The 18,498-nt window shown below is 66.3% G+C and carries 12 protein-coding genes and 1 tRNA gene; 5 read left to right on the plus strand and 8 right to left on the minus strand.

Going from position 1 to position 18,498, the window contains the following annotated elements; all coding sequences use genetic code 11:
- Positions 1-36: 36 nt before the first annotated feature.
- The 7 genes from RN629_RS06080 to RN629_RS06110 form a co-directional block, all read right to left on the minus strand.
- Positions 37-777, minus strand: a complete 741-nt coding sequence (locus RN629_RS06080) for a FadR/GntR family transcriptional regulator (RefSeq protein ID WP_407034378.1) — start codon at positions 775-777, stop codon at positions 37-39.
- Positions 778-816: 39 nt separating this feature from the next.
- Positions 817-2,616: an FUSC family protein gene (locus tag RN629_RS06085; protein WP_407034379.1), complete on the minus strand. Its 1,800-nt coding sequence runs from the start codon at positions 2,614-2,616 to the stop codon at positions 817-819.
- A gap of 296 nt (positions 2,617-2,912) precedes the next feature.
- Positions 2,913-3,260 (minus strand): response regulator, encoded by a 348-nt coding sequence (locus tag RN629_RS06090; protein ID WP_407034380.1) that lies wholly within the window; start codon positions 3,258-3,260, stop codon positions 2,913-2,915.
- Between the two features lie 31 nt (positions 3,261-3,291).
- The gene (locus RN629_RS06095) at positions 3,292-6,717 is read right to left on the minus strand and encodes a chemotaxis protein CheB (protein ID WP_407034381.1); all 3,426 of its coding nucleotides are present in this window, start codon (positions 6,715-6,717) and stop codon (positions 3,292-3,294) included.
- Between the two features lie 31 nt (positions 6,718-6,748).
- Entirely contained in the window at positions 6,749-7,309 is a 561-nt protein-coding gene (locus RN629_RS06100; protein WP_407034382.1) for a PAS domain-containing protein, read from the minus strand.
- A gap of 123 nt (positions 7,310-7,432) precedes the next feature.
- Positions 7,433-9,322, minus strand: coding sequence for a M61 family metallopeptidase (locus RN629_RS06105; RefSeq protein WP_407034383.1), 1,890 nt, complete (start codon positions 9,320-9,322; stop codon positions 7,433-7,435).
- 114 nt (positions 9,323-9,436) lie between these two features.
- A tRNA-Cys gene (locus RN629_RS06110) sits at positions 9,437-9,510 on the minus strand.
- A 760-nt stretch (positions 9,511-10,270) separates the two neighbouring features.
- Between RN629_RS06110 and RN629_RS06115 the strand changes: the two genes are divergently transcribed.
- The 4 genes from RN629_RS06115 (at position 10,271) to RN629_RS06130 (ending at position 15,910) form a co-directional block, all read left to right on the plus strand.
- Complete coding sequence (locus RN629_RS06115) at positions 10,271-10,939, plus strand: protein-L-isoaspartate O-methyltransferase family protein (protein ID WP_407034384.1); 669 nt, start codon at positions 10,271-10,273, stop codon at positions 10,937-10,939.
- The gene (locus tag RN629_RS06120) at positions 10,939-12,465 is read left to right on the plus strand and encodes a TolC family outer membrane protein (protein WP_407034385.1); all 1,527 of its coding nucleotides are present in this window, start codon (positions 10,939-10,941) and stop codon (positions 12,463-12,465) included. The genes RN629_RS06115 and RN629_RS06120 overlap by 1 nt, the downstream gene beginning before the upstream one ends.
- A 43-nt stretch (positions 12,466-12,508) precedes the next feature.
- Positions 12,509-13,087, plus strand: a complete 579-nt coding sequence (locus tag RN629_RS06125) for a DUF2497 domain-containing protein (protein WP_407034386.1) — start codon at positions 12,509-12,511, stop codon at positions 13,085-13,087.
- Between the two features lie 180 nt (positions 13,088-13,267).
- Positions 13,268-15,910, plus strand: coding sequence for a valine--tRNA ligase (locus RN629_RS06130; RefSeq protein ID WP_407034387.1), 2,643 nt, complete (start codon positions 13,268-13,270; stop codon positions 15,908-15,910).
- A 191-nt stretch (positions 15,911-16,101) separates the two neighbouring features.
- On the opposite strand, the gene RN629_RS06135 is transcribed toward RN629_RS06130, so the two are convergent.
- Entirely contained in the window at positions 16,102-17,880 is a 1,779-nt protein-coding gene (locus RN629_RS06135) for a cation:proton antiporter domain-containing protein (protein WP_407034388.1), read from the minus strand.
- A gap of 112 nt (positions 17,881-17,992) precedes the next feature.
- Here RN629_RS06135 and RN629_RS06140 point away from each other — a divergent pair, with 112 nt between their 5' ends.
- Complete coding sequence (locus RN629_RS06140; RefSeq protein ID WP_407034389.1) at positions 17,993-18,442, plus strand: c-type cytochrome; 450 nt, start codon at positions 17,993-17,995, stop codon at positions 18,440-18,442.
- The last annotated feature ends 56 nt before the right edge of the window (positions 18,443-18,498 follow it).

The raw sequence follows: 18,498 nt of genomic DNA on the forward strand, positions 1-18,498 counted from the left end.
TTGGTTGCCTGCTCCGATCCGGTGTTGCCGTCAGCCCTACACCGCGTAGCGTTGACGGTGCGCAGCGATACGGGCGCGGGCTTGTTCCATTTCATGGACTTCGGTGGCGGCGAGGATCGCTTCCATCACATTGCTCAGATGCTGGCGCATCGCGGCGCGGGCGGCATCGGGATCGCGCGTGGCCAGCGCCTCATAGATCACCATATGATCTTCCTGCCGAGGGACGATTCCCGCGCCATGCGCCTTGTCGCTGAGCAGCCGATATTGCGGCGAACGCGCGCGGGCGTTCCACAGCATCTCGACGCTGGCGACCATCGCGCTGTTCTGCGTGGCGCGGGCGATGGTCTCGTGGAAACGGCGATCGGCCTCTTCCGCGCGATCGACATCGGTGCCGCGCATCGTTTCGACCAGTTCCCGAAGCTCGACCAGCGTCTCGTCCTCGATCCGCGCCGCGGCAAGCGCGCAAATCTCGCCTTCGATCGCGCGGCGCGCCTCCAGCAGTTCGAACGGGCCGATATCGGTTTCGCCCGCGCGCCCGTCATTGGGGGTGGCGGCGATGACATAGACGCCCGAGCCCATCCGCACTTCGACCAGCCCGTCGAGTTCCAGCGCGATGATCGCCTCGCGCACGGTCGGGCGCGACACCGAATGCGCCAGTGCCAGGTCGCGTTCGGATGGCAGGCGTTGCCCCACCGCATATTCGCCTGAAATGATGCTCGCACTGATCGCGCGCGCGACCCGCTCGTAAAGACGGCTGTTTTCGCTCTTTTCGGCCATGCTCGGTGCATATGCGGCCTTACCAGTCATCGCAAGGCGCTAAGCTTCGGGGCGGCTTGTTCGGGTCGTCGGATTCCGGTCGTGCCACGCGACCGCCGCTTCACCCGCCAGCCGTCGGGCGGTGGACAGCGCTTCACGTTCGGCCGCGCTGGCGGTCGCCCCGAACAGCCGGTCGGGCGCATGAACCGCGATCTCCGCCTCGCAACTCGCCAGCCCGGCGGCACGGCGCGCGGTGGCCACCGCTGCGGGGTCGCCGGAGGCGATGGCGGTCAGATAGGCACGGTTCGCGTCCACCGCCGCGTCCACCAGCGCTCCGGTCGAAACCGCATCGCCGCGCATCAGCAGCAGCGTCGCCCCGATCGCGACGATGCTGCCCAGCACATTGTCGACCATCCGCGCGGTCACGATGCCATCGACCGGGTGAAGCAGATGCATGACCAGCACGAACAACAGCGTCAGCACGCTGACGAATAAGGTATAATTGACCGGGCGCAGGGCGAGCGTGACGATGGTGGCGAACAGCACCAGGATCGCCACGGCGGGTGTCGCGGCGGTCAGGTGCAGGACCGTGACCGCCAGTGCGCCACCGACCACCGATCCGATGATCCGTTCGATCCCGCGACTGACGCTCTGACGCCGTGCGGGGCTGAGCACGACGACCACGGCCATGGCGGTCCAATAGGGATATTGCAGATGGAGCAGCCGTGCCGCGACCGTCACCAGCAGGACCGCCATCGCGGTGCGCAAGGCGTGGCCGAGCACGGACGGCGCTGCGCCGCTCTTTCCGCTTATGGCGACGGGCGCGGGGGGCGAAGCCGATGGCGCATCGAATGGTCCGGTCAGCGCATCGTCGATCACCGCCCAGGCGGTGCGAATGGCGCCCGCACTTACGGGCGTGTCGTTCAGCGGCAATGGCGTCGCCGGTGGCTGGCTCCGCTTCGGATAGCGGATCAGGCGCTCCACCATGTGCAGGCGCGTGGCCAGCGGCCCGGCGGCGTCATGCGCGGCTTCCCCCGGGCTCCGGAGGTGATCGAGGGCCAACATCGCGTGAAAGGCGTCGTCCGCCCGGGTTAGCATCGCGCCGAGCCACAGGATCGTGGGGGCATCCTCAGACCCCGTGGAGGCAAGCTGGGTCCGCGCGCGCTCGATCGCGATGCGCACCGCCCGGCGATGTTGGCCGTAACGGGCCGGGTCGATCGTGGCGGGGCGGTGCACGGACAGGTCACGGGCCATGTCGGCGAGACAGGCGAACACGCTCGCCACCGCCCGGCGCGGAGGGGATGCTTCGTCGCCGCGCCATAGCAAGGTCAGGATCAGGAGGGCCCAGCTGCTGCCGGCCAGGAAGCATAGCGCCAGCCGCGCCGCATCCCCGGCGGCCATGGGATAGCCCGCTGCGACCACCGCGACCACGCCGATCAGCGTCGCCACGACCGAGGTTCCGCGCCACCATAGCGGCATCAGGGCGGACACGAAGACCAGCGCCGCACCGATGGTCAGCGCCGGTCCCTGTCCCCAACCAGCGATCCAGGTGCCGAGAAAGGCGATGGCGGTGCCGCCCCCTGCGAATCCCGCGAGAAGCGTGCGCCGCCGCCCGATCGGGCCACCGCCGTCCGCCAGGCACGTCCAGAAGGCGGCGAAGATTGCCCAGGCCAGGAGATGATCGTGCGAGATCAGGAGCCCGAGCAGCGGCCCCGCGACGATCACGCCGCCACGAAGTCCCGCCTCCACGTCGAATTGCCCCGGCATCATGGCGATCGCGCGCAACTCGAGCCACCGCGCGATACCGCGCCCCTGCCTGGCCAAATGGCCCTGGCGCCGATGCGCATCCCAGGAATTCATGCAGTGCAGCATAGTCCGCCTGGGGTCCGACGCAAAGGCCCCGCACGCTATGATGCGCCGTTGGCGCAAATGAACATGTCGACGGGCACGGCATCACGCCGATCGGTTTGGATGAAGGGTGGTTGCGATGCGGTCGCCGTGCCGCGTCGGAACGATGCGACCGGAACAGGGCCGTCCAACCTATCCCTATAGGACTGGCGTCGGGACGATTGTTTCCGGCGTCCTTCGATGGTCAGGTGTGTGTGGGGGGGGAGGGGCGGCAGGACAGAAACCGGTGGTTGCGCGCAGCCACAAGGTCAGACCGCGCGACGTTCCTCTTCGCACGTTCCCACGACCGCCTTGGCCAGCGTGTGCCGCAACAAGGATGGGGAGCAGGGCTTGCCGCATACCGCAGCGCCCGGATAGCGGGCCTGCAACGTCATCTCATCGGCATGGCCGGAATGGAAGATCAGTGGCACGCCCGCCTCGCGCAGCATTTCGGCGACCGGAAACACCTCTCCATCGCGCAACCGCACATCGAGAATGGCGCAGGCCAGATCCGGCCTGTTGCCGTCCAGATGCGCCAGCACGTCCGCGACGCTGACATAAGGGCCGTCGACGCTATAGCCGCCGTCCTCGATCATATGTTGCAGATCAAGGGCCACGAAGAATTCGTCTTCGACAAGCAATACCGTTTTAGTCATGAGATAGGATTGCGTCCGGCAGTATCAGGGTCAGGAGGAAACGTTCATCCGTGAACTGCCGTTCCAACTGCGCATCCAATTGTCGTGACGACGTCTGTACCAAAGTGGTGCCGAAGCCCTTGGATGGTATGTCCGCCGGGGGCTGGCCGCCGATTTCGGACCATAAGAGGCGGATCCGGTCGCCCTCGACGCTCCATTCCACGGCCAACGCGCCTTCGCCATGCGACAGCGCGCCATATTTGACCGAGTTGGTCGCCCATTCGTGCAGGATCAAGGCCAGCGGCGACAGGAAACGCCGGTCGATCAGCAGGCGAGGACCGTCGACCCTGGTGCGCGCCTGCCCCAGATAGGGCGCGATCGTCGCCTCGACCAGCGTGCCCAGCTCGATCGCCTGTTGTTCTCCCGCGGGCGAGGCCAGCGAATGCGCGCGGCCCAGCGTCGCGATCCGCTCGCGGACATCCTCCGCCATTTCGCGGACATCCGCATGCGACCGTGCCGCCGCCGAGACGATGCCCGAGATGATCGCGAACAGGTTCTTCACCCGGTGGTTCATCTCGCGCAGCATCAGCTCGCGGGTTTCGGCGATGGCATGTTCCGCGGTAACGTCGATCGACACGCCGACCATGCGATGCGGCGGCGCGGCGGTGACGACGCGGCCAAAGCCCTTGATCCAGCGTTCCTTGTCCTCAACCGCCACGCGGAAGGTCATCTCGAAATCGCCTTGCGCGGCAATGGCGTCGGCCAGCGTCCGGCGAACCCTGCGGCGGTCGGCCGGGACGATCCGGCCGAATAGCCGCCGGACCGAATGCGCCTCGTCCGCATCGACGCCGAAGAGCCGGCGACCGGTATCGTCGAGCAGCGTTTCGTTCGTGGCGGCGCGATACTCCCAGACGCCGATGCCGCCCGCCTTGACGGCGATGTCCAGCCGCTCGCGCTCGGCGGCCAGGGCGCGCTCCATGCTGAGCGCCTCGGTAATGTCGGTCAGGACCAGGGTCGCACCGTCCACGCCATTGCCCTGGGTGCGATAGGGCAGGATGCGCAGCGCGAGCGTGCGTTCGCCGTCGCGCGTCGTCACCCGGTGCCGTTGCGGCAGGCCGCCCGCCGCAACGGCCGCCGCGCCTTCCAGATATTCGTTCGTCGCCAGCCGGGTGGCAACATCGGTGAGCGGCCGCCCCCGATCGCCCGGCTGGAGCGGGAAGATCGACCGTGCCGCTTCGGTAAAGCTGCGTATCCGCAGGTCGTCGTCCAGCACGACGACCGCGAGGTCGGTCGATTCGAAGAAATTGCGCAGGTCGGAATTGGCGACGGTCAACTGGTCGACCTTGGTCTTCAGCTCGTCATTGACGGTCGACAGCTCCTCGTTGGTCGATTGAAGCTCCTCGTTCATCGACATCATTTCTTCGTTGGAGCTTTTCAGCTCCTCATTCGCCGTCTCCAGTTCCTCGACGGTCGAGCGCAGGCGGTGGCGGGTCAGGCGCAGTTCGTCCTCCAGCGCCTCGATATGATCGTCGCCCGGCTCCAGATCGGCCAGGTCGCTATATTCGACCGGGGCAAAAGGCGCGGAGTCGCGGAACAGGAACAGCAGCGATCGGTCGGCCATCGGGTCGCAGATGACCTCGACCTTCTGGATGCCATATTCGGTGGTCACCGCGACATCGCGCGCGACAACGCGCTTGCGCGTGTCGCGTGCCTGGCGGAGCATCGGGCCGATCACCTCGCGCAGTCCGCTGCGTGCCAGCGTCACCGCGCTCGACCCGCCCGCGCGGGTCACGGGAAAGTTGAAATAGCGGCTGAGCTTGCCGAACGCAGCGAGTATGCCGCCATCCTGGTCCAGCACCATGCTGGGCGGGGCATAGCGATCAACGATCCGCCGCATCGCCGCGCTGTCATCGCCGGTCGGTGCGCCGCTGTCGCGTCCGGTTCGTTCGTCGCGCCGCCGCACGCCCCGGTTGTCATGGCCACCGGGCAGGTCGATGGGGTAGGTGGGGGAGCCGGGCGAGCGCTCGAACAATCGTGCCTGACTGTCGACCGCGGGAAAGAGGTGGTCGAACCGACCGACGCTTTCCGATGGACCGAGGAACAGAAATCCCCCCGGGCGAACCGCATAATGGAGGAGCGGCAGCACCGATTGCTGCAACCGATCGTCGAAATAGATCAGCAGGTTGCGGCAGGATACGAGGTCGATCCGCGAAAAGGGCGGATCCTTGACCAGACTATGGTTGGAAAAGCGGATCATGTCGCGGATCTCGTTCGAGATGCTGAACCGTTCCGCATGCGGCATGGTGTAGCGCTCGCGCAGAGGCGCGGGGATATCGGCCAGCGCGGCGACCGGATAGCTGCCCTCCCGCGCGATCTGCAGCATCTGTTCGTCGATATCGGTGGCGAAGACCTGTACGGCCAGCGGCTCGCCCGCCTCGCGCGCGGCGTCGGCGAACAGCATCGCGATGCTATAGGCCTCCTCGCCGCTGGAGCAGCCGGGCACCCAGATGCGGATATCCTCGTCCGGATCGCGATCACGGATCAGCGGCAGGATCGCCTTCGTCCGCAGCGTTTCGAACAATTCGGCGTCGCGGAAGAAGCGGGTGACGTTGATGAGCAGGTCGCGGAACAGCGCCTCGCACTCATTCGCGTCGCCCTTCACCCGCGCCAGATAGGCCGAACCCGTGCCGATGCCCAGGACATGCATGCGTCGCTCGACCCGGCGGACCAGGGTGGTGCGCTTGTATCCCGAAAAGTCATGGCCGACCGCATTGCGCAGCACCCGGCACAGATCGTCGATATGGTCGGCGACGACCTCGGCCTCCTCATGCTTGGGCTCGCCCGTGCGCCGTGCGAAAAACGCCTGGAGACAGGCGACGATCTCTCCGGCGGGCTTGACGAAATCGACCAGCCCCGTGCCGACCGCCGACAGCGGCATCCCGTCATAGCGCGCGCTCTCGGGACGCTGCACCACGCTGACGCCGCCATTCTCCTTGATCGCGCGCAGGCCGGTCGTGCCGTCCGCGCCGGTGCCCGACAGGATGACGCAGGCGGCATTGCCCTGCTGATCATTGGCCAGCGACAGGAAGAAATCGTCGATCGGCCGCCGCAACCCGCGCGGCTGGACGAAATCGGTCAGTTCCAGCACGCCGCCGCGAATGGCCAGACCGCGGCCCGGCGGGATGATATAGACATGGTCGGCATGGATCTGTTCCGACCCCTCGCATTGGCGCACTTCCAAATTGGTGTGCCGGTCGAGCAGTTGCGCCAGCATGCTTTCGTGATTGGGATCGAGGTGCTGGACCACCACGAACGCCATGCCCGTTGGCGCCCGCGCCGGGGTCAGCATCTCGCGCAGCGCCTCGAGCCCGCCGGCGGACGCGCCGATGCCGACGATCGGCACGGCATCGGGCGCTGCGGCGGAGTCGCGTTCGGTCATGAGGGCGTTCCTGTTGCCGGACCGGACGCGGTCACGGAAACGCCGCGCGGTCGAGGTCGGATAGGGTGAGCTTGGCCTGTGCGATGGTCGCGACGGTATTGGCGATCGCGGTCAGCGATCCTTCCAGCACCATGCCGCGCTCGGCCAGCACTGGCCCGATCCGGCCGATCGTCCGTCCCAGTTCGGTATCATAGGCGGACAGTCGTTCGGGTTGCGATCGGCTGACATCGAATTGCGACGCGAAGACATAGGGCATTTGCCCGTTCAACTGCCGCAGCTTCGACATATAGAGCAGGTTGACGAAGGGGCGGCCGTCCTTGCGGAAGTTGATCAGCGTCGTACGGACATTCAACTGGCGATCATTGGCCAGAAATTCGCGAATACGCTGGCGTGCTTCGTCATTGTCGGCGTCGCGTTGCAATATCCGGCAATTCAGGCCGAGCATGTCCTCGCTGCTATAGCCGGTCAGTTCGCGAAAGCCGTGATTGACGAAGATCAGCGGATTGTCATCTTTCGCATGCGCCAACGCCAATGCGATCGGCGATTGGTTCAGATAATCGGCCAGTTGGCTTGGAACGACAAGATCATGCACGCAAACTGACTCCTGGCCGGACACTCGCACGGTGCCTGTCCGGCCGCAAGGGATGAGATATCCGCTGGCCGACGCGCAAATCTCATGATGGGTCAACGCGGTAGGGCGGATTGGCGTTCCGGTTCAGCGCGGGGCGACGGGTTCGGCGATGCGTTCGGGAATGGGCCGGGGGCCGAGCCATGATCGACGGAAGCGCTGTTGCGCCGCCGTCACCGACAGGCCGGCCCGTTCATTGGGCACGATCTCGACGCCCGGATCGGCGACAAGGGCCAGCGTCGCCTGCCGCTCCATCCCGCGCTGTCGAACGGTGAGGGTGATGGTGTCGCCCGGCTGGTGACCGGCGAGCAGCGCCGTCCAAGCCTCGACCGTGGTCAGGGGCGTGTCGTCGGCGGCGATGATCTGATCCCCCTTGTCCAATCCGGCGCGATAGAGCGGGGTGCCGGGGGCGGTCGCGCCGCCCAGCGTCAGGCCCGTCTCACTCCCGCTCGGGCTCATCGGCGTGCCGCCCGCCCAGGCCGCCTTGGGGTGCGCCGGGCGAAGCGTCAGGCCCGCCTGCGCCAGCAACGGCGCGAAATCGGGCAGGCCGCTGGCATCCACGCTGCGCGCGAAAAAGCGATCGGCAAAGGCCTGGTCGCCGGTCACGCGCGCGAGCGCGGCGCGCAGATCGTCCGGGCGATAGCTGCGTTCGGTCCTGCCGAAGCTGCGCCACAACTCGCGCATGTAATCGTCGAGCGTCCGCCCAGGGAAGGATCGCCGCAATTCCAGATCGAGCGCCAGGGCGATGATCGCGCCATAGGGATAATAGGACATGAAGATATTGGGGTTGGTCGGATCGATCGACTGCGCCGCGTCGACAAAGGGGGCGCGCAGGCTCATCTCCTGCGGCGAACCATAGGCGCGGGCCGGAGTATTGAGCACGGCATTGAGTGTGGTCGACAATTGCTCGACATAGGCGTCGAGCGGCATCTCCCCGGCGCGCAACACCGCCAGCGGTCCGTAATATTGGGTAAAGCCCTCGGCCAGCCAGAGCGAAGGCGTGGGGTTGGCGCGGGTGAAATCGAACGGCTCCAGCTCGGCGGGACGGATGCGCTCGACATTCCAGCTATGGAAGAATTCGTGGCTCAGCGTCTGGATCTGCTGGAATTTGGCGGCGGCGAGCGATCGCGGCGTGCTGATGACGGTGGAGTTGCGATGCTCCATGCCGTCGCCGCTGACCTGCGGCATATAGTCCGCCAGAAACGTGTAGCGGCCATGGTCGAAGGGCGGGGCCTCGCCGAAGATCGCGATCTGCTGTGCGACGACCTTTTGCGCCATGGCGGCGAAGCGGTCCATGTCGGCGGCGCTGCGGCCATGGTGCACGGTGAGTTGGATCGTATAGGGCGTGGTCCGCCCCGGCACGGTCCAGCTGCGCACGTCATGCGCCGACAGCTCGACCGGGCTGTCCATGAAAAATTGCAGGTCGCGCGCGGTGAAGATTTCGGGATCACTGGTCGGCGCGAGCTGCGTCGCGATCCTCCAGCCGGGCAGGGGATGGAAACGGACGCGGATCGCCCGATCATCCTGCCCCACCGCCCAGAGGAAGGTCGCGGGGATGTTCAGCCGCGCATGGCTGGTGTCGATCTGGACATAGGTGCCGTCGCCGCGATCGCCGAACAGCGTGTAGCGCAGGGTAACGGTGCCGTCATGGCGCGCCACGCTCCAGCCATAGGGATCGCTCCGGCCCAGCGTCAGCGGATGGCCTGCCCCGTCGACCGCCGAGACCGCATAGACATTCTTGGCGAACTCATGAAGCGCGTAGCGGCCGGGCGAGGAGCGGGCCATCTGGAACCGGACGGGGCCGGCGGGCAGGCCGCGATAGGTGACGCTGACCTGCGCCTCGTGATGCCGGGCATTGGGAAAGGCGATGTCGTAATCCACCGGCGCGGGCGCGGCATTGGGTAGTGGAGCGGCGAGCTGTCCGGCCCGGGCGGGTGTCGCGGCCAGCATCGTCGCGGCCAGAATCAATCCCGTCATCATCCCGCGCATCGCATCCCCCGAACCTGCTGGCCTGCGACCATAGTGGCCGCAGCTCAGCTTCGGGTCCATCGCTTTCGCCGTTCGGGAAAGAACAGGGTGTCCCGGACACCCTGGAGGCGCGACCGGGAATCGAACCCGGGTGCAAGGATTTGCAGTCCTCTGCGTCACCACTCCGCCATCGCGCCTCGATGCGGTGAGGGGCGGGCATGTGTGCGGTTTTTTGCGTGGCGTCAACAGGCGAGTTGTCACGAGGCAAAAAAATGCACGCTGCTGCCTTCATGGTCGACACCGCCATTGAGGATCACAATTCGTCGCCGTGCATATCGCTTTGCGTCCGCGCCAGAATTGTGACGCGGACGCCGGAAGGTTACTTAGGATTCCATATGTAGCAATCTCCGATGCGGGTGCCGACGCCACAGTTTCTACCCGGATATGTGTTTCCGTCGCCGGTATCCTCGCCGCGGGGGGGCGGGGTGCTGCCAAGCTGCTCCTCACGGCAAAGTTCGGCAATCTGTTCCGCGGTAAGGCCACTATTTCGGTAATCCGTTTTGCAGGCATACTCGCCCGCATGGACTGTCGAAGATATGCCGGTCGCTGTAAGCGGCAATATGGCAAAGCATGAAATTTTTTTGACAAGGCGCATTTAATATCTCCATGTTAGTAAATGCTTGTAGACATTCTCGTCTTTCTTGTTTCATGTCAACTGTAATTCCATAGGTTTTGTCGTTGCTTTTTGACGATTAGGCATGGCCAGTAAATTGTAAATTGAGGTCGTGTTTTTCGTTATTGGGCTGATTGAGACTCACAGGAATGTGCTTTTCCCTCCGCCGGGGGATGGGTGGCTATGATGCTGCCGCTTGGCGATGGAACGCCCGCGCGATAGAAGCGGCGGGAACCAATTTAGTGTATTGCACATCTAAAACAGCTGTGCGAGAGGGATGGGCCATGATGACGACCAGCAACGACCCCTTGAATTTCGAAGCGATGCGCCACGCGATGGTCGCGAGCCAGTTGCGCACCACCGCCGTCAACGATCAGCGCGTCGTCGTCCAGATGACGCGTGTTCCGCGTGAGGCGTTCGTGCCCGAGGCGCTACGCGCCGTCGCCTATCGCGACGCGACGATCGACCTGGGGCAGGGGCGTGCGGTCAACCTGCCGATGGCGACAGGGCGTCTGCTGACCGAGGCGTATCTGGAGGCGGGGGACCGTGTCCTGCTGATCGGCGCGGGTACGGGCTATACCGCCGCGCTGCTCGCCGGGATCGTGGCCGAGGTGGTCGCGGTCGAGGAGAATGCCGAACTGTTCGCCGCGGCCCGCACTGCGCTGGCGGGCGAGAACAAGATCGTGCTGGTCGAGGGCGCGCTGTCCGCCGGTCATGTGGCTGGTGCGCCCTATGACGTGCTGGTCATCGACGGCGCGGTGGAAGAGATTCCCGCCGCGCTCATCGAGCAGGTGCGCGTCGGCGGCCGCATCGTCACCGGGCTGGTCGATCACGGAGTGACCCGTCTCGCCAGCGGCCGCCGGACCGAGGGCGGTCACGGCGTGCGCGCTTTCGCCGACGCCGAATGCGCCATCCTGCCGGGCTTTGCCCGCCCACGTGCTTTCCAGTTCTGATGTCGAAGCGCCCGCATTTGACCTTCGGCCGGGTTTCCGGCGTCCTGATCGGCTCGGCGATGGTGCTGGGCGGGGCGGCCTCGGCGGAAACGCTGCGCGAGGCGATGGTGCGGGCCTATCAGAGCAATCCGACGATCACCGGGCAGCGCGCGGCGCAGCGCGCCACCGACGAGAATGTGCCGATCGCCCGCGCCGGCGGCCTGCCGTCGCTGCAAAGCTCGGGGCAGTTCACCGACAATGTCGTGGTCGCGAACAACAATTTCCTGAACCCGGAGCGGGTGGCGACCGGCGCGCTGCAATTGTCGGTCCCGCTCTATCAGGGCGGCGCGGTCAAGAATGCGGTGCGGGCCGCCGAGACGCGGGTGGATGCCGGCCGGGCGCAGTTGCGCGGGGTCGAGGCCGATCTGTTCACCAACGTCGTCGCCGCCTATATGAACGTCATTCGCGACGAGGCGATCGTCAATCTCAACACCCGCAATGTCGGCGTGCTGGAGACGAACCTGCGGGCCTCGCGCGATCGGTTCCAGGTCGGCGACCTGACCCGCACCGATGTGGCGCAATCGGAGGCGCGACTGGCCCAGGCGCGCGCGCAGCTTCAGTCGGCGCAGGCGAACCTGATCTCCAGCCGCGAAAACTATGTCGCGGTGGTCGGTGTCGCGCCGGTCGGGTTGGAGCAGCCACCCGCATTGCCGATGCTGCCCGCCTCGCCCAACGAGGCGGTGGGAGTCGCGCTGGAGCAGAATCCCCAGTTGATCGCGGCGCGGCGTGCGGCCGATGCGACCCGCTATGACATCAGCGTCGCGCGCGCCAACCGCCTGCCGCGCGTGTCGGCGGTGTCGAGCGGCAATTATTTCAATTATCTCGGCTCGCTGAGCGTGCCCACCGCGCCGAGCTCGGGCATCAACGCCACGGCGGGCCTGCAATTGTCGATGCCTCTGTTCCAGGGCGGTCGTCCGGCGGCGCAGGTCCGCCAGGCGGAGGCGTTGCGGAGCCAGGCGCTGGAGAATGCGACCGGCACCGAGCGTCAGGTGGTGGCGCGGGTCCGCTCCGCCTATGCCGTCTGGCAATCCTCGCAGCAGGTGATCGCGTCGGCCGAATCGGCGGTGCGCGCCAACTCTCTGTCGCTCGAAGGCGTACGCGCCGAAAACAGCGTCGGGACGCGCACCATCCTCGACATTCTGAATGCCGAGCAGGAATTGCTGAACAGCCAGGTGACGCTGGTGACGGCGCGGCGTGACGCTTATGTTGCGGGCTTCGCTCTGATCGCCGCGATGGGCAATGCCGAGGCGCGGGACCTAGGGCTCGACGGCGGTTCGCTCTATGACCCGGTCGCCAATTACAAGCGTGTGCGCCACCGCATGAACGACTGGGACGGTGATGGCGAGCCCGCGCCTGTCGCCGGCACCACCGCCGGAACCCCGGCGCAGACCGCCGCGATCACCCGCCCGCTCGACGCCGACGTCAACGCCCCTGTTGACAGAAGCCCCGCATTGACGACAGGTGCGGAGGCGCCCAGCCGGCAATAAGGCCGATGGGGGCCATTGGGGGGCTTCAATGGGGACTGCGGTTATGGGTGAAATCAGCGCCGAGCCGTCGATGGAGGAAATCCTCTCCTCGATCAAAAGGATCATCGCCGAAGAGGGCGAGGTGCCCACGCGCCAGCGCCGTCAGCCGCGCCCCGTGCCGTCGCCCGTCGTGGAACCCGAAGCGCCGGAGATCCTGGAGCTGAGCGATCCGATGCCGCTGCGCATGGCGGTCGAGGCGGCGGCACAGCGCGCGGTCGAATCGACGCTGCGCGGCCATTCCGCGGCCCAGTCCCCCGAGCCCGTCGCACCGCCTGTCCCGGATCCGGCGCCCGAACCGGCCGCTCGTGCGACGGCCCCCGTCACGGCTCCGGCCCCGGTCGAGCAGACGGATGCCGAGGACGCGATCGTATCTCCCCGGGCGGCCGAGGCCAGCCGGGACTCCCTGGAGGCGTTGAGCCGTATGATGGTCAAGCCCGAGCCCAGCAGCGACGGTACGCTGGAGGGGCTGGTCCGCGACATGCTACGGCCGATGCTGCGCGACTGGCTCGACGCCAATCTGCCCGCCATGGTCGAGGCGATGGTCGCGCGCGAAATCGCCCGGATCACCCGCGAAGGACGCTGATCGGTCCAGCGGCGGAACCGGCGATGCCGCCGGGTCTGGCCGCCACACCGCGTCACGGGGCAGGGCGACAGACTCGCCGGGTGGCTCGGCGAACCGATTCGCGTCGTGTCGGATCGTTCGGGGGCGAGAAGCGTACCGGAGCATCTGGCGTCCGGCGCTTTGCCTGATTAAGGCAGCATCATGACTGAGCTGCCCAAGACGTTCGACCCCGCCGCAATCGAAGCCCGCTGGTATGGCCATTGGGAGGAAAAGGGCCTGTTTCGCCCCGACCGCCCGAATGCCGAACCCTGGACCATCGTCAATCCGCCGCCCAACGTGACCGGCAACCTGCATATCGGCCATGCGCTGGACAACACGTTGCAGGACATCCTGGTCCGTCACGCCCGGTTGAAGGGCAAGGACGCGTTGTGGGTCGTTGGCACCGACCATGCCGGTATCGCAACCCAGATGGTCGTCGAGCGCCAGATGAACGCGCGCGGCGAAAAGCGCACCGACTTCACCCGCGACCAGTTCCTCGAAAAGGTCTGGACCTGGAAGGCGGAAAGCGGCGGCCAGATCACCGGCCAGTTGCGGCGGCTGGGTTGTTCGATGGATTGGGCGAACGAGCGCTTCACCATGGATGACGGCTTCAGCAAGGCGGTGCTGAAGGTCTTTGTCGACCTGTATCGCCAGGGGCTGCTCTATCGTGACAAGCGGCTGGTCAACTGGGACGCCGGGCTCGGCACCGCGATCAGCGACCTGGAGGTCGAGACGCGCGAGGTTCAGGGCAAGTTCTGGCATCTGACCTATCCGCTGGCGGACGGCTCTGGCAGCATCTCGGTCGCGACGACGCGGCCCGAGACGATGCTGGCCGACATGGCGGTCGCGGTGAATGCGGCGGACGCGCGCTATGTCGCGCTGATCGGCCAGCAGGTTCGTGTGCCGATCACCGGCCGCCTGATCCCGATCGTCGCCGACGATCATGCCGACCCCGAACTGGGCTCGGGCGCGGTGAAGATCACGCCGGGCCATGACTTCAACGATTTCGAGGTCGGCCGCCGCGCCGGGATCGAGGCGCGCGACATGCTCAACATGCTTGATGCGCAGGCACGGATTTGCCAGACTGCGGACGGCCTGATCCCCGCCGAGCTGATCGGTCTCGACCGGTTCGAGGCGCGCAAGGTCATCGTCGCGATGCTGGATGAGCAGGGCGTGCTGGAGCGGGTCGAGGATCGCGTGATCCAGACCCCTTATGGCGACCGGTCTGGCGTGGTGATCGAGCCGTGGCTGACCGACCAATGGTATGTCGACGCGTCGACACTTGCCAAGCCCGCGATCGAGGCGGTCCGGTCGGGCGCGATCAGGATCGTGCCGCAGGCATGGGAAAAGACCTTCTTCAACTGGATGGAGAATATCCAGCCCTGGTGCGTCAGCCGCCAGCTCTGGTGGGGGCATCAGATTCCGGCCTGGTTCGCCGAGGATGGCCGCGTCTTCGTCGCGGAGAGCGAAGCGGAAGCGCAGCAGGAAGCGGGCGAGGGCGTGGTTCTGACCCGCGACCCGGACGTGCTGGATACATGGTTCTCCTCCGCGCTGTGGCCGTTCGCGACGCTGGGCTGGCCCGATCACGGCGACAAGGCGCTGGCGGGGCGCTATCCGAACGACGTGCTCATTTCCGGTTTCGACATCCTGTTCTTCTGGGACGCGCGGATGATGATGCAGGGGCTGCACTTCATGGATGATGTGCCCTTCAAGACCCTGTATCTCCACGGTCTTGTCCGCGCCGCCGATGGCTCGAAAATGTCGAAGTCGAAGGGCAACACGGTCGATCCGCTGGGGCTGATCGACCAGTACGGCGCCGACGCGCTGCGCTTCTTCATGGCGGCGATGGAGAGCCAGGGCCGCGACATCAAGATGGATGAGCGCCGGGTCGAGGGCTATCGCAACTTCGCGACCAAGCTGTGGAACGCGGCGCGCTTCGCGCAGGCCAATGGCATCGGCGCATCGACGACGCTGGAGGCGCCCAATGCGACGCTGGCGGTCAACAAATGGATCATCGCCGAAACGGTGAAGACCGTGCAGGCGGTCGACCTGGCGCTGGCCGATTACCGGTTCGACGGCGCGGCGAATGCGATCTACCAGTTCGTCTGGAGCCGCTTCTGCGACTGGTATCTCGAACTCATCAAGCCGGTGCTGCAAGGGGGTGAAGAGGGCGGCGAGGAAACGCGTAGCGTGGCGGGCTGGGTGCTCGACCAGATCCTGGTCCTGCTCCACCCGTTCATGCCCTTCATCACCGAGGAACTGTGGCATGCGATGGGCGCGCGCGATCATGACCTGATCGTCGCCCATTGGCCGATGGCGGACGCCCGGGCACTGGACCCGGACGCGGAGCGCGAGATCGACTGGCTGATCCGGTTGGTCAGCGAAATCCGGGCGGCGCGCACCGAACTCAACGTGCCACCGGGCGCGCGTCTGCCCATGCATGTCCGCGATGCCCATGCCGACACGCAGGAGCGGTTGGCGCGACAGGCTTCGGCGCTGGGGCGGCTGGCGCGCGTGGAAGCCGCCGAAGGGGAAGCTTCTGGCGGGGCCGCACAGGTAGTGGTGGACGAGGCGACCTTCGTCCTGCCGCTGGAGGGCGTGATCGACCTCGATGCCGAGCGTCAGCGCCTGACCAAGGCGATCGCGGCGGTGGAGAAGGAACGCGACGCGCTGGGCGGCCGGTTGAGCAATGCCAGCTTCGTCGAACGCGCCAAACCCGAAGCGGTGGAAAAGGCGCGTGCCGATCACGCCGACAAGATGGCCGAGGCCGCGCGGTTGCACGCGGCGCTGGGGCGTCTGGGCTAAGCCAGAACGGGCGATATCGGCACGGGCCGGAACGCGCTGTCAAGGCGGAGCGGATGGAATAGTTCATCCGCTCCGCTGGAAAATGTGCCTGATATCGGAAGGGGATAGTCTCGACTGTTCCTGATGGGCACCCGGTCCGCCCCGGCGCCCAAAAGCCGTTTGTCGGTGGGTCTTGGCGACCTTGTCAGGCGCTATTCCTGTTCCCCCAGTCGTCTCAGGCGTCGAAGGCGCGGCTCGCGCTGCAACTGCGCTTCGCGCCGGATCACCTGACGCAGTTCATCCCGCTTCTCGTGGATCGACGCGATCACCGGCCCCATTGCGACCCCCAGATCGACCAGGACCGCCTCCGACAATTGCAGCGAACTTTCGAGCGTCTCGGGCACCGCTTCGCTGACGCCCGCGCGATAGAGTTCGGTCGCATGCGCCATGTCGCGGGCGCGCGCAATGATAGGCAGGTCGGGCGCGGCCTGCCGGATACGCCGTGCCAGCCGCACGGTCAGCACCGGATCGTCCATGGTGAGGATCAGCGCGCGGGCTGCTGGCAGGTTCAGCCGGTCGACCAGTTCGGCGCGCGAGACATCGCCGAACAGGACCGGATAGCCCGAACGTCGTGCTTCGGTCACCGAATCGATATCGGCTTCGACCGCGATATAGGATTGGCCATGAATGGTCAGCATGTCGGCGATCATCTTGCCGACGCGGCCGAAGCCGATGATGACGGTCTGTCCGCCATCCTGATCGGCGGCGGGCGTCGCGGGACCGTCGCTACTCCGCGCCTCGATCCGGCGGGAGATGACGCGGCCGGCCTTGGCGAGCAGCGGCGTGATGGTCAGCCCGATCGCGGTCACGGTCTGCCAGAAACTGGCGGTGGAGGGCAGGATCAACTGCGCCTGCGCCGCCGTGCCCAGCACGATCAGCGTGGTTTCGGACGGACTGCCCATCAGCAGCCCCGTTTCCGCCGCGACCGCGCGGCGGGCATGGGCGACCCGCAGCAGCAGATAGGTGACGATCGCCTTGACCGCGACGACACCGATGACCGCAAGCAGCAGCGTGTCCCAGTTGCGGGCGATCAGCCGCAGGTCCAGGCTCATGCCGACGGTGATAAGGAATACGCCGAGCGCGAGGCCCTTGAACGGCGCGGTCATCACCTCGACCTCGGAATGATATTCGGTCTCGGCGATCAGCAACCCGGCGAGCAGCGCGCCGACGATCGGCGACAGGCCCGCCGCCGTCGTCGCGACGCTGGCGACGATCACGACCAGCAGCGAGGCGGACAGGAACAGTTCCGGGCTCTTGGTCCGCGCCGCCTGGGCAAAGAGGCGCGGCAGGACCAGCTTGCCGCCCAGATACATGGCGACGACCGTGACGCCGCCGCGCAACGCGACACCCGCAATGCCGACCCAGCCTTCGTCGCTGGCCGTCGGGGCCATCGCGCCCAGGGCGAAGATGATCGGGACGAGCGCCAGATCCTCGAACAGCAACATCGCAAAGGCGCCGCGCCCGACCGGGCTGGTGGTGCCGACCAGCGGCAGCACCAGCGCGGTCGAGGACAGTGTCAACGCCAGGCCCAGCCCAATCGCCCCCGCCCAGTTCTGCCCCAGCAGGTGCAGCGCGGTTCCGATCAGGACCGCCGAGCCGATCAGTTCGGCCGCACCGGTGCCGAACACCAGCCTGCGCATCGCCCATAATCGGCGAAAAGACAGCTCCAACCCGATGGAAAACAGCAATAATATAATGCCGAATTCAGCAAAGGGTTCGATCGATTCGGGATGGGTGATGGTCAGATAATAAAGCCAGGGCGCGTCGGGGACGAGCGATCCGAGCCCCGCCGGGCCGACCAGCATGCCGACCAGGATGAAGCCGATGACCGGGCTGACCCGGAAGCGGGCAAAGGCCGGGATGACGATCCCCGCCGATCCCAGAATGACGAGCGCGTCGGAAAAACCTTGATTGTCGAGCCGTAGTGCCATGACGCTACCCTAACCCGGCTTTGTCGCGCTTGTCAGGTCCGTTCCTATCCTGAATGGAGATGGGACGATCGGTCCAATGCCGGACCATGTTCCATGGCGCTAGGCGATCCCGATGATACGCCTTTTCCGCACTGCCGCCCTGTCCGTCCTGCTGATGCTTGCCTTGGCGGGCTGTGGTGGAGGCGACGAGCGGGCCGAACGGCTGAAGGCGGCGGGGCCTCATCCCTCGCTGGACGCGCTGATGCGTGTGGCGGATCCCGATGAGGGGGCTCGGGTCTTCGGCCATTGTCTGGCCTGCCACACGATCGGCAAGGGGGAATTGGATCGTGCCGGGCCGAATCTCCATGGCATCATGGGCAAGGCCGTGGCCGGCGGGAGCGACCGTTATGGCTATACCGTCGCGCTGAGCAGCGTCGGCGGGCATTGGGATCGCGCCACGATGGATCGCTGGCTGACGTCGCCGCAGCGCTTCGCGCCGGGGACGAAGATGACCTTTTCCGGCCTCGCCGACCCTCTCTCGCGGGCGGACGTCATCGCCTATCTGGAGCGTGAGGGGCAATAGTCGCGTCCTGGCCCGCCCACGCCGAGGACCGCCGATTAAGATACGGAAAAGGGCCC

Source organism: Facivitalis istanbulensis, from assembly GCF_040560405.1.
GTDB lineage: Bacteria > Pseudomonadota > Alphaproteobacteria > Sphingomonadales > Sphingomonadaceae > Sphingomonas > Sphingomonas istanbulensis.

What these genes read in the sequence shown, in the direction of transcription:
- RN629_RS06080 (WP_407034378.1), bottom strand. Translation starts at nt 777, where the DNA reads ATGGCCGAAAAGAGCGAAAACAGCCGTCTTTACGAGCGGGTCGCGCGC.
- RN629_RS06085 (WP_407034379.1), bottom strand. Translation starts at nt 2,616, where the DNA reads ATGAATTCCTGGGATGCGCATCGGCGCCAGGGCCATTTGGCCAGGCAG.
- RN629_RS06095 (WP_407034381.1), bottom strand. Translation starts at nt 6,717, where the DNA reads ATGACCGAACGCGACTCCGCCGCAGCGCCCGATGCCGTGCCGATCGTC.
- RN629_RS06105 (WP_407034383.1), bottom strand. Translation starts at nt 9,322, where the DNA reads ATGACGGGATTGATTCTGGCCGCGACGATGCTGGCCGCGACACCCGCC.
- RN629_RS06115 (WP_407034384.1), top strand. Translation starts at nt 10,271, where the DNA reads ATGATGACGACCAGCAACGACCCCTTGAATTTCGAAGCGATGCGCCAC.
- RN629_RS06120 (WP_407034385.1), top strand. Translation starts at nt 10,939, where the DNA reads ATGTCGAAGCGCCCGCATTTGACCTTCGGCCGGGTTTCCGGCGTCCTG.
- RN629_RS06125 (WP_407034386.1), top strand. Translation starts at nt 12,509, where the DNA reads ATGGGTGAAATCAGCGCCGAGCCGTCGATGGAGGAAATCCTCTCCTCG.
- RN629_RS06130 (WP_407034387.1), top strand. Translation starts at nt 13,268, where the DNA reads ATGACTGAGCTGCCCAAGACGTTCGACCCCGCCGCAATCGAAGCCCGC.
- RN629_RS06135 (WP_407034388.1), bottom strand. Translation starts at nt 17,880, where the DNA reads ATGGCACTACGGCTCGACAATCAAGGTTTTTCCGACGCGCTCGTCATT.
- RN629_RS06140 (WP_407034389.1), top strand. Translation starts at nt 17,993, where the DNA reads ATGATACGCCTTTTCCGCACTGCCGCCCTGTCCGTCCTGCTGATGCTT.